The 10,884-nt window shown below is 71.0% G+C and carries 11 protein-coding genes and 1 pseudogene; 2 read left to right on the forward strand and 10 right to left on the reverse strand.

All coding sequences use genetic code 11. The features are described 5' to 3' along the window. A partial coding sequence (locus tag EEJ42_RS22710; RefSeq protein WP_246097196.1) for an Lrp/AsnC family transcriptional regulator occupies positions 1-550 on the reverse strand: 550 nt, incomplete at its 3' end. A gap of 125 nt (positions 551-675) precedes the next feature. Here EEJ42_RS22710 and EEJ42_RS22715 point away from each other — a divergent pair. Together EEJ42_RS22715 and EEJ42_RS22720 are read left to right on the forward strand one after the other, a co-directional pair. Next, the gene (locus tag EEJ42_RS22715) at positions 676-1,971 is read left to right on the forward strand and encodes a metal-dependent hydrolase family protein (RefSeq protein ID WP_123102329.1); all 1,296 of its coding nucleotides are present in this window, start codon (positions 676-678) and stop codon (positions 1,969-1,971) included. Beyond that, positions 1,971-3,554: an AbgT family transporter gene (locus tag EEJ42_RS22720; RefSeq protein WP_123102331.1), complete on the forward strand. Its 1,584-nt coding sequence runs from the start codon at positions 1,971-1,973 to the stop codon at positions 3,552-3,554. Before EEJ42_RS22715 ends, EEJ42_RS22720 begins: the two co-directional genes overlap by 1 nt. Before the next feature lie 58 nt (positions 3,555-3,612). On the opposite strand, the gene EEJ42_RS22725 is transcribed toward EEJ42_RS22720, so the two are convergent. From EEJ42_RS22725 to EEJ42_RS22765, 9 genes and pseudogenes are all read right to left on the reverse strand, one after another. Next, positions 3,613-4,449 (reverse strand): undecaprenyl-diphosphate phosphatase, encoded by an 837-nt coding sequence (locus EEJ42_RS22725; protein ID WP_123102345.1) that lies wholly within the window; start codon positions 4,447-4,449, stop codon positions 3,613-3,615. A 207-nt stretch (positions 4,450-4,656) separates the two neighbouring features. Beyond that, positions 4,657-5,673 (reverse strand): annotated as a pseudogene (locus EEJ42_RS22730) (AEC family transporter); the annotation flags it as partial. Between the two features lie 36 nt (positions 5,674-5,709). Next, a complete protein-coding gene (locus EEJ42_RS22735; RefSeq protein ID WP_123102333.1) occupies positions 5,710-7,470 on the reverse strand; it encodes an NAD-dependent malic enzyme in 1,761 nt (586 codons plus the stop codon). Positions 7,471-7,515: 45 nt separating this feature from the next. Beyond that, entirely contained in the window at positions 7,516-8,541 is a 1,026-nt protein-coding gene (locus EEJ42_RS22740) for a bile acid:sodium symporter family protein (RefSeq protein ID WP_342778311.1), read from the reverse strand. A 46-nt stretch (positions 8,542-8,587) separates the two neighbouring features. Further along, positions 8,588-8,902 carry a hypothetical protein gene (locus tag EEJ42_RS22745; RefSeq protein ID WP_246097198.1) on the reverse strand — a complete coding sequence of 105 codons (315 nt, stop codon included), beginning with the start codon at positions 8,900-8,902 and terminating at the stop codon, positions 8,588-8,590. Positions 8,903-8,991: 89 nt separating this feature from the next. Beyond that, positions 8,992-9,855: an isocitrate lyase/PEP mutase family protein gene (locus EEJ42_RS22750; protein WP_123102339.1), complete on the reverse strand. Its 864-nt coding sequence runs from the start codon at positions 9,853-9,855 to the stop codon at positions 8,992-8,994. Positions 9,856-9,988: 133 nt separating this feature from the next. Further along, on the reverse strand, positions 9,989-10,342 hold the full coding sequence (locus EEJ42_RS22755) for a gas vesicle protein K (protein ID WP_246097230.1): 354 nt from the start codon (positions 10,340-10,342) through the stop codon (positions 9,989-9,991). Further along, entirely contained in the window at positions 10,339-10,548 is a 210-nt protein-coding gene (locus tag EEJ42_RS22760) for a gas vesicle protein (protein ID WP_123102343.1), read from the reverse strand. The genes EEJ42_RS22755 and EEJ42_RS22760 overlap by 4 nt, the downstream gene beginning before the upstream one ends. After that, a partial coding sequence (locus EEJ42_RS22765; protein WP_184503215.1) for a GvpL/GvpF family gas vesicle protein occupies positions 10,545-10,884 on the reverse strand: 340 nt, incomplete at its 5' end. The genes EEJ42_RS22765 and EEJ42_RS22760, both read right to left, overlap by 4 nt.

Here is a 10,884-nt window from a genome sequence, read left to right on the forward strand (position 1 = left end):
TGCCGCGGGCCGCGTCGGGCGCGGGGCAGGCCGCCGCCTCCAGCCGGGCGCACTGCGCCGCGTCCAGGCTGCGCAGCCGCCACCGGCTGCCCTCGGTCGGCATGGCCGTCGCCACATGGGTGCGGGTCGCCCGCACCCCCGGCCGCCCCCGGAACAGCACGGTGCTGAGGTGCGCCAGTGCGTCGAGGCCCGTGGTCTGCACGGTGGCCACCAGGTCCCGGCTGCCCGCCGTGAGCTTGACGTTCGCCACCGCCGGGTCGGCGGCCAGGGCCTCCGCCACCTCCTCGCCGACCCCGGGCTCGGTGTCGATCTCCACCACGGCGGTCACCACGAGGCGCGCGTCGGACAGCCGCGGATAGGCGGTCACCCAGGCCAGGCCCGCGTCCTCCAGCCGGTGCCAGCGCCGGGCGGCCGTCACCGGATTCACCCCGAGGACGTCGCCGACCAGCGTCCACGGGGCCCTGGGGTGGATCTGGAGGGCGTGCACCACGGCCCGGTCCAGTTCATCCAGTTCGCCCTGCGGTTGCGCGGCGGAAAACTGCGTATCCATGGGCGGCTGATTCCTGCGCGTCGTGGCCGATTCTCGATGGAATGCTGCACCGTAGCACGCGGAAAACACGTCGGCCCAACACTGCTGCCTACCTGTTTACCGCACGCGAGGAGTGAATCCGGTCCATGAAGGATCAGCTGGCCCCCGAAACCGTCCGGACCGCGTTGCGCATCGAGAACGCGACCCTCATCGACGGCACCGGGGCGTCCCCCGTGACCGACGCCGTCGTGATCAGTGACGCCGAGGGCACCCTCACCTACGCCGGGCCCGCAGCCACCGCGCCCCCCGCGCCCAGTGGCGACACGGCCGGGACCCGCGTCATCGACGCCGGTGGCCGCACCGTCCTCCCCGGCTTCTTCGACTGCCACACCCACCTCGCCTACGCCCACGCCTCCCCGCCCGGCCGCCGCGGCGAACTCGACCCCGTGCTGGTCACGTTCGACACCGCAGCGCGCATGCGGCAGACCCTGGACGCGGGCATCACCAGCGCCCGCGACCTGGGCGGACTCTCCGCGGGCTACCGCATCGCGAGGGAGAGCGGACGGATCGCCGGCCCCCGGCTGCACACCGCCGTACGGATCATCAGCCACACCGGCGGCCACGCCGACGTCCGCCTCCCCGACGGCACCGACCTCAGCGGCGGCTCGATGTCCGAGATCGCCGACACCGTGGACGAATCCCGCCTCGCCGTGCGCAAGGTGCTGCGCGCGGGCGCCGACCTGGTCAAGATCTGCGCCACCGGCGGCATGGGCAGCCCCTACGACCAGCCGGAGGACGAGGGGCTGCTGGAGGACGAGATCCGGGCCGTGGTGGACGAGTGCCGTCGGCACGGCGGCAAGCCGGTCGCCGCCCACGCCCAGGGCACCGAGGGCATCCTCAACGCCATCCGCGGCGGCGTCACCAGCATCGAGCACGGCTACGGCCTGAACGACCAGGCCCTGGAGATGGCGGGGGAGCGCGGCACCTTCGTCGTACCGACCCTCTCCACCGTGTACGCGGGCATCAACAAGGACACCATGGCGCCCTTCCACTACGAGAAGAAGACCCGCTGGTCCGGCATCACCAAGGAGAACATCGCCCGCGCCATCGAGCAGGGCGCCCGCATCGCGCTCGGCACCGACGCCGCGGTCTGCCCGCACGGCCAGAACCTGAGGGAGCTGAGCTACCTGGTGGACCTCGGCATGGACCCCATGGCCGCCATCGTCGCCGGCACCCGCACCGCCGCCGAACTCCTCGGCGTGGACGACCGGCTCGGCACCCTGACCGCGGGCCGCACCGCCGACCTGATCCTGTGCGACGGCGACCCGCTCACCGACATCGCCGTCCTCGGCGACCCCGCCAACATCCTGTGCGTCGTCCAGGACGGCGCGGTCAAGAAGGACCTCCTGCTCCCAGCAGCCACGAAAGGAGCGCGACCCTGATGGCATCGCTGACCGGAATCCCCGCCCAGAACGGCAAGTCCCCGGATAACGGCAAGCCCCGCGGGCTCGACCGGGTGCTCTCCCTCATCGAGCGGGCGGGGAACGCCCTGCCCAACCCCGTCGTCCTGTTCGCCGGGCTCTTCGCGCTGCTGGCCGTCGTCTCCACCGTGCTCTCCGCCATGAGCGTCTCGGTGAAGGTCCCCGGCACCGACGACACCAAGAACATCGAGGGACTGCTCACCGGCACCGGGCTGCGCTGGCTGCTGGAGAACCTGATCCCCAACTTCGCCACGTTCCCGCCCATCGGCGCCGTCGTGGTCCTGATCATGGTGGTCGGGCTCGCGGAGAAGACCGGCCTGCTGGAGACGGTGATGCGGGCCACCCTGGCCCGCATACCGCGCGCCGCCCTCCCGTACGCGGTGGCGCTCATCGCCAGCCAGGCGCACATGATGAGCGACGTCGGGGCCATCGTGCTCCCGCCGCTGGCCGCCATGGTCTTCAGGAGCGCCGGACGCCACCCCGTGGCGGGTCTCATCGGCGGCTTCGCCTGCGTCACCGCAGGCTACGCGGCCGGGTTCACCATCGGCTCCCTCGACGCCCTGTACGTCGGGATCACCCAGCAGGCGGCCGCGGTGCTGCCCGCCGCCGAGGGGCTCCACATCCACCTGCTCATCAACTACTTCTTCACCGCCTCCAGCAGCATCGTGCTCGCGCTGCTCGGCGGATTCCTCATCAGCCGCGTCCTGGAGCCGCGCCTCGGCCCGTACGAGGGCACCTACGAGCCGGCCGACGGTGAGTCCGGGCAGGAGGACCTGACCCTCACTCCGGTCCAGCGCCGCGGCCTGGTGGCCACCTGTCTCGTCGTGGCGGGCTATCTGGCCGTGGTCCTGGCGCTCTGGCTGCCGCCCGGGGCCCCGCTGCGCGGTGAGGGCGGGGCCTTCGTGCCCTCGCCCGTGCTGGACGGCATCGTCCCCGTCCTCTTCTTCGCGTTCCTGCTGGCCGGGATCACCTACGGCTTCACGGTCAGGAAGCTCACCGGCGCGGAGGACGTGGCCACTGCCATGACCGACTCGGTGAAGAACATGTCCGGCTACATCGTCATGATGTTCTTCGCCGCCCAGGTCATCGCGCTGTTCACCTGGTCCAACGTGGGGGTGCTGCTGGCGGTGAAGGCCGCCGCGCTGTTCAAGGCCACGGGGGTGACGGGCTTCTGGGCGATCGTCGCGTTCGTCCTGCTGGCCTCGTGCCTCAACCTCTTCATCCTCTCCGGGTCCGCCCTGTGGTCCCTGGTCGCCCCCGTCTTCCTGCCGGCGTTCATGCTGATGGGCATGAGCCCGGCGCTCAGTCAGGCCGCGTTCCGCATCGGCGACTCCGCCACCGGGGTCATCACACCGATGAACCCGTACCTCTTCCTCATCCTCGCGATGGTCCGCCAGTACGAACCGGAAGCCCGGCTCGGCACCCTCATCTCCCGGCTCGCCATCTTCGTCGTGCCGTTCATGGCGGTGTGGCTGGCGATCCTGGGGATCTTCTACGGATTCGACCTGCCGCTGGGCCCCGGCGCGACCATCGGCCTGAAGTAGCTCACAGCCCTGTTCCATGCGAACGGCCCCGGGCGACCGCCCGGGGCCTCGCGCACGCTCAGGGCGTGAGCACGTGCGTACCCAGCAGGCCGAACAGCAGGACGCCCACGACGACGCGGTAGATCACGAAGGCGTTGAAGGAGTGCTTGGCGACGAACCTGAGCAGCCAGGCGATCGACGCGTACGCCACGACGAACGACACGACCGTGCCCACGGCCAGCGGCGCCGCGGCTACCCCACCGCCGAGCGCGTCCTTCAGCTCGTACACCCCCGCACCCGTGAGGGCGGGCAGGCCGAGGAAGAACGACAGCCGGGTGGCGGCCAGCCGGTCCAGATCCAGGATCAGCCCGGTGGACATCGTCGCCCCGGAGCGGGAGAAGCCGGGGAAGAGCAGCGCGAGGATCTGCGAGCCGCCGACCAGCATGGCGTCCCTGAGGGACGTGTCGTCCTCGCCGCGCTTGTGGCGGCCCAGCCGGTCGGCCGCCCACATCAGCCCGCTGCCCACGATCAGCGACCCGGCCACCACCCACAGGGACGCCAGCGGCCCCTCGATCAGGGGCTTGGCGGCGAGTCCGACGGCCACCACGGGGAGGGTGGCGTAGATGACCCACCAGGCGAACTTGTAGTCGTGCCGCTCGCGCAGCTCCCGGTTGACGATGCCCCGGCCCCAGGCGCGGGCGAAGCGGACGATGTCCTTGAAGAAGTAGAGCAGCACCGCGGCGATGGCGCCGACCTGGATGACCGCGGTGAAGGCGACGACGGCCTTGTCGTCCACCGGGATGTCCATCAGCCCCTCGGTGATCTTGAGGTGGCCGGTGGAGGAGACGGGCAGGAACTCGGTCACCCCCTCGACGACGCCGAGGACCACGGCCTGGCCGATGCTGATCGCGCTCAACGGAGCCATCCCTGCGCTGGAGACATGTCCCTCTTTGTAGCACGGTGACCTATGTGCCCCGGCCCGCCGGTACGCGACCTGAGTGCGTACCGGCGGGCCGGGTTGGGCGCCCGCTAGCTGGTCAGGTTGATGATCAGCGGCAGCGAGACGAACGCCAGCACGATGCTGATGATCACCGACGAGGCGATGCGGTNTGATCAGCGGCAGCGAGACGAACGCCAGCACGATGCTGATGATCACCGACGAGGCGATGCGGTGCTCCTCGCTCTTGACGTGCTGTGACGCGAGCATCATCGGCACGGGGGAGACGGGGAACGCCAGGATCAGGGCCGTCTCCGCGGCGACCTCGTGACCGGTCAGCACCAGGCCGAGGGCATACGTGCTGAGCGGCAGCACGACCACGCTGGTCAGTGCGATCGCGATGGACCCCGGGCTCAGCTGCGGCATGCCGACGCGGGCGAGGGTGACGCCCACCGACAGCAGCGCCACACCCGAGGCGGCCTGGCCCACCAGCGTCAGCGAGCTTTCGATCATCTCGGGCGGACGCACTCCGGCCAGCGCGATGACCAGCCCGAGCAGCGGGGCCCAGGCGAACGGCTTGCGCAGCGGCTGGAGCACCTTCACCCAGGTGGGTACGGGCCTGGTCGCCGCCGCCCCGGTGTCGCCGTCCCGCTCCTCCTCGGCCGCGGCCGGCCCGCCGCCCGCGGACACCAGGACGCGGGACGGCGCGGACGCCGACGCGGTGGCTTCCGCGGCGTGTGGGTGGCCGAGGTTGAGCAGGATCAGCACGAGGGGATCGAGGATGACGTTGACGAGGATGCCCGCGATGGCGATCGGGATCGCGGCCTCGGCCTCGCCGAACAGGTTCCCCAGGATCGAGACGCCCATGAAGGCGTACTGCGGCTGGACGGAGGCGAGCGCCAGGATCGACGCCCGCGGCAGCGGCAGCCGCCCAATGGCGCGCAGGCCCAGCAGGATCAGCCCGAACAGGCCGAGCAGTCCGAGGGCCAGCATCCCCACCAGGGGGCCCTGGCTCAGCAGGATGTGGCGCGGGGTGTTCGCGATGCCCAGGAAGAGGGATGCCGGGAGGGCGAACTCCATCGTGAGCACCCGGAGCGCGTCCGCGCCCCCGCCGCCGAACGACATGCGCCGCCCGGCCCCGTAACCGAGGGCGATGACGAGGAAGACGGGCACGACGATGGTGAAAATATGTGAAAAAGACATGGTCCAGTCCCCAATTCAGCCGGTGTGTACGAGTCGTCAGACCGGCTGGATCGGGCGGTAGACCGGGCTCCACATGGCCTCGTGGACCGTGCGGTCGAGCTGGTCGTCGGCGATGGGCGTACGGGCCACTCCGTCGTGCGCGGCGGCGCGGGCGACGGCCGCGGCGACCGCGGCGGAGGTCTCGCGCAGCTGGTCGACCAGCGGGAGGATCGGGGCGCCGGGGGTGCCGGAGTCGATCATCTCGGCGATCCGCTCGGCGGCGGCGAGCAGCATCCCGTCGGTGATCCGGGTGGCGCGCGCGACGATCGCGCCGAGGCCGAGACCGGGGAACACCAGGGCGTTGTTGGCCTGCCCGATGACATGGGTGACCCCGTCATGGGTCACGGGCGGGAAGGGGCTTCCGGTGGCGATCAGGGCCCGGCCGCCGGTCCACCGGACCAGGTCCTCGGGCTTGGCCTCGGCCAGCGGGGTCGGGTTGGACATCGGGAGGATGACGGGCCGCTCGGTGTGGGCGGCCATCTCCCGCACGATCTCCTCGGTGAAGGCGCCGCCCTGGCCCGAGGTGCCGATGAGGATGGTCGGCCGGGCGCGGCGGACCACCTCGGCGAGCGCGATGCCGCCGACCTGCTCGTCCCGGTGCCAGTCGGTGACGTCGGCCGCCCGCCGGGCGTACCGCCGCCGGTGGTGGTCGAGCCCCTCGGCGTCATCGGTGATCAGGCCGTGCCGGTCGACGCACCAGAACCGGTCGGACGCCTCTTGCGGGTCGAGCCCGTCGGCGATCAGGGCGTCGCGCAGCTGGTCGGCGATGCCGAGCCCGGCCGAGCCCGCGCCGAAGATGACGATGCGGTGGTCGCGCAGCGGCGCACCGGTGACGCGGGCGCCGGAGAGCACGGCGGCCAGGTTGACGGCGCCGGTGCCCTGGATGTCGTCGTTGAAGGTGAGCGCCCGGTCGCCGTAGGTGTCGATGATGCGCCGGGCGTTGCCGGACCCGAAGTCCTCCCAGTGCAGCAGCGCGTCGGGGAAGACGCGGCCGACGGCGGCGATGTACTCGGCGATGAAGGCGTCGTACGTCTCGCGGTCCACCCGCGGATGACGGTTGCCCAGGTAGAGCGGGTCGTCGAGGAGTTCCTGGCGGTTGGTGCCCGCGTCCAGTACGACCGGCAGCGCACGCGCGGGATCGATTCCGGCGGCGGCGGTGTACACGGCGAGCTTGCCGATGCAGATGTCCATGCCGCCCACGCCCCAGTCGCCGATGCCGAGGATGGCCTCGCCGTCGGTGGCGACGAGCAGGTCCACGTCCTCGGGTCCCAGGCCGCTGGCGCGCAGCGAACGCTCGATGTCCTGCGGGGCGTCCACCGAGAGGTAGACGCCGCGGGAGCGGCGGTACTCGTGGCTGTAGCGCTGGATCGCGGTGCCGACGGTGGGGGTGTACACGATCGGCAGCATCTCGCTGAGGTGCTCGCCGAGCAGGTGGTAGAACAGCACCTCGTTGCGGTCCTGGAGGGACCGCAGATACACGTTCTTGTCCAGGTCGGTGGCCTTGGCCCGGTACTGGGCGTAGGCGCGGGTGGCCTGCTGCTCCAGGGTCATGACCTGGGCCGGGATCAGGCCGGTCAGCCCGAGGGCGTCCCGCTCGGGCTCGGTGAACGCGGTGCCCCGGTTGAGCCGGGGGTCGCTGAGGATGGCGCGTCCCCGCGAGGTGGTTTCCCAGGTCTGGCCGTTCGGGTTCCACCGGGTCGCCGCGCCTGCGGAAGAGGCAGGGTCGGACGCCTCCGCTTCGGTGAGATCGCTCTTCATGAGTACTGCTTCCTCACTGGTCGTGCTTCGCGGTGGGTGACACCGCTAAAAACCACGATACCAAGAGGTTGAAAGGCGGACCTTTAGGGGGGTCGGGGTATGTGTGCTGGTCAGGGGCGTTGACCCGGAGGAGAGGCGGGCCCATCGGGCCGCGATAATTGTACACACCATCAATTGGAGCTGGTGGTAGAGCATCAACGGCAGGATCACCGGACCCGCCGCGTCACCGAACAGCACCGCGGCCATGGGCAGCCCGGTGGCGAGGCTCTTGTTGGAGCCGCAGAAGACGAGGGCGACCCGGTCCTCCCGGCCGAACCCGAGGCGCCGCGCGGCGTACGACGTCGTGACGAGGGCCACCGCCAGCAGCGTCGCGGCCACGCTCAGCAGGGCGAGCAGCCGCACCGGAGTGGCCTGCTGCCAGATGCCCTCCGTCATCCCCCGGCTGAACGCCGTGTAGACGACGAGCAGGATCGCACCGCGGTCCAGCAGCCCGAGCGCCCGCCGGTGACGGACGGTGAACTCCCCGATCCAGCGGCGCAGACACTGCCCGGCGACGAAGGGCAGCAACAGCTGCGTGGCGATGCTCAGCAGTCCGTCGGCCGAGAAGCTGACCCGGGAACCGATCAGCCAGGCCGACAGCAGCGGTGTGACGGCCATTCCGGCCAGGCTGGAGTACGTACCGGCGCAGATGGCGGCCGGGACGTTCCCCCGGGCGGTGGAGGTGAGGGCGATGGAGGACTGGACGGTCGAGGGGACGACGCAGAGGAAGAGAACGCCGGTGTAGAGCCGGTCGGTGAGCAGGAACGGGGCCAGGCCGCCCAGGGCCAGTCCCAGCAGCGGGAACAGGGCGAAGGTGCTCGCCCCCACCAGGAGGTGAAGCTTCCACTGCCGCAGGCCGTGCACCGCCTCCCGGGTGGACAGCCGGGCGCCGTACAGGAAGAAGAGCAGTCCGATGGCGACGTCCGCGGCCCCCTCGACCGCCCCGGCCGCCCGCCCGGAGGCGGGCAGCAGCGCCGCGAGCGCGACCGTGCCGAGGAGGGCGGCGACGTAAGGGTCGACCGCCTTCCTCAACCGGCCCGGCCATGACCACGGCCATGGCCAGGACCGCGACTTCACGTCAATCACCGCTTCCGCCCTCGTGATCGCTGCCTGCCGTGCCCGCGCTGAGGAGCAGCGTGTCGAGAGTGCGGTCGATCTCCAGCCAGGAGTCCGCGGAGGAGTTGTCGATGCCGATGTTGTCGATGCCGACGTTGTCGATGACCACCAGGCCGATGTGCGACCCGGTGACCGGCGCGGGCTCCTCCGGCTCCTCGTCGGATGCGCCCGGGCACGGCCCCGATGCGGCGGATGCTTGAGACGCTGCGGGCCATGCGGCTTGGCCGCCGCAGAGCACGCCCGCGGTGGCCGCGAGGACGATTCCCCTGGCGGACACTCGGGTAAAGCCGCTCTCTTTTTCCGGCTTTCGGTGACGGCCGGTACCGGGCCGGAAAGGCGTGGGCGATACGGAACGGAATCCGCGGGTCATACCGCGGCCGGATGGTGATCGGCGTGATGCCTGCTGATGTTCCCCTCCAGCAGTTCCGTGGACCCCTTCACGCCGATGCAGTCGGTCTCCCGGGTGTCCGGCAGCCGGCCGTCCGCCATTTTCAGATCGACCAGCGCACCTTCGATCGCGCCGTGCGCGGCGAAAAGACACGGGGTGCTGTAGATCGCGATATCGACGCCGAGATCCGTCAGCTCGGAAAGCGAAAGCCGGGGCGATTTCCCGCCCGCGATCTGATTGAACAGCAGGGGCTTGTCGCCGACGACCGTACGGATCCGGCGGATCCACTCCACGTTGCGCACCCCGTCGACGAGGACCACATCCGCGTCGGTCTCCGCCAGCGCGGCGGCCCGCCGCATGATCTCCGCCTCCTCGGTGGCGTCCGTGCGCGCCACCACGAGCATGTCCTTCCTGCTGCTCAGCACCAGGTTGAGCTTCTCCAGGTACTCCTCGAGCGGCAGCACCAGCTTGCCGTCCGCGTGTCCGCACCGGCGCGGCCGCTTCTGGTCCTCCAGGATCACCCCGGACGCGCCGCCGCGCTCCAGCCGCTGCACCACATGGCAGGCGACCTCGGGGTCCACATAGCCGTCGTCGATGTCCACGAGCAGATGGTGCCGGGGGAACGCCAGCCGCAGCCGCTCCACGAAGTTCACCATGTCCGGCCATGCGATGAATCCGATGTCCGGCAGTCCGTAGTACGATGCGGCGAATCCGAAACCGGAGACGAAGAAGCCGTTGTAGTGGCGGGCCGCGATCGACGCCGAATACATGTCGTAGATGCCGATGAGCGGTGTGGTGCGAGGAGATGTCAGCTCTTCTCGCAAGGCATTGCCGTACCGCATGATCTTCCCTTCGGGTTCGGGAACCACTGCCGATTCTGGTCCAGGGAAGAATGTGACGGGACGGCCTTGGGAGGCGGTCGAATGCGCCTTGAGGGGCAGATGGTGCGGATGAGGCGTCGCCCGCGGACCCGCCCTACGCCTGGCCCGCCGGGGACAGCAGGGTCCCCAGCGGGCCGAGGTCGAGGTTGAGGTCCTCCATGCGCAGACCGTGCCGGTCGCACATCTCCTCCATGCGCTGCTGGAGGATCATCAGCGTCATCCCGATCCGCTCCTCCTGCTCCTCCGTCAGATCGCCCTTGTCGACCCGGTGCAGCGCCTGGCGCTCCATCAGCTGACGCAGCAGCTCGACCACGGTCAGCACGAGCTGGGCCAGATCGCGTTCCACCGAGTCCGGGTCGGTGCGCAGGCGCTGGGCGGGGGTGGGGCGGTCGGGAGTGGCTGACATGCGGAGGGGGTTCCTTCCGATCGGGGCAGTGGCGTCCGTCAGAGCAGCGGGGGAGCCGGGTACTCGGCGTCGACGGGGGCGATGACCGCGCGCAGGTCGATCCGTACGAGATCGACGTCCGCGATGGACAGCACGAGGTCCCCGGCCAGCACGACCCCGCCCTGGAGCAGCCGGTCGAGGATGTCGATCAACGCCACCTCGCGGCCCGCGAGCGCCCGGGTGTCCTCCTCGTCCAGCGCGGTGCTCACGCGGTCTCCCGGTGGGCGGCCGGCTCGGGCGGGAGGGCGAAGGAGTACGGCGCCCAGGGGCCGGTCACCTCGACCCGCACCCCCTCCTGGCCTTCGGCGGCGGCCAGGACGCGGGAGCGGAAGTCCTCGGCGCGGTCGGCGGGCACCAGATACGCGTCGTTGGCGATGTTCTCCCCGGCGTCCCCGCCGCCCGCCCTGGCCAGCTCGCCGCGCTGCGGCCGGTGGGCGACCCGCTCCACGGCGATCTCCCCGGCCTCGTCGGCGATGCGCGCGGCCGTCCGCACCGCGGCCTGCCAGGCGTCCTCGGCGCCGCGCCGCCGTCTGCGGCGCGCGGCG

The sequence above is a fragment of the Streptomyces botrytidirepellens genome, from assembly GCF_003721215.1.
In the GTDB taxonomy this organism is placed as follows: domain Bacteria; phylum Actinomycetota; class Actinomycetes; order Streptomycetales; family Streptomycetaceae; genus Streptomyces; species Streptomyces himastatinicus.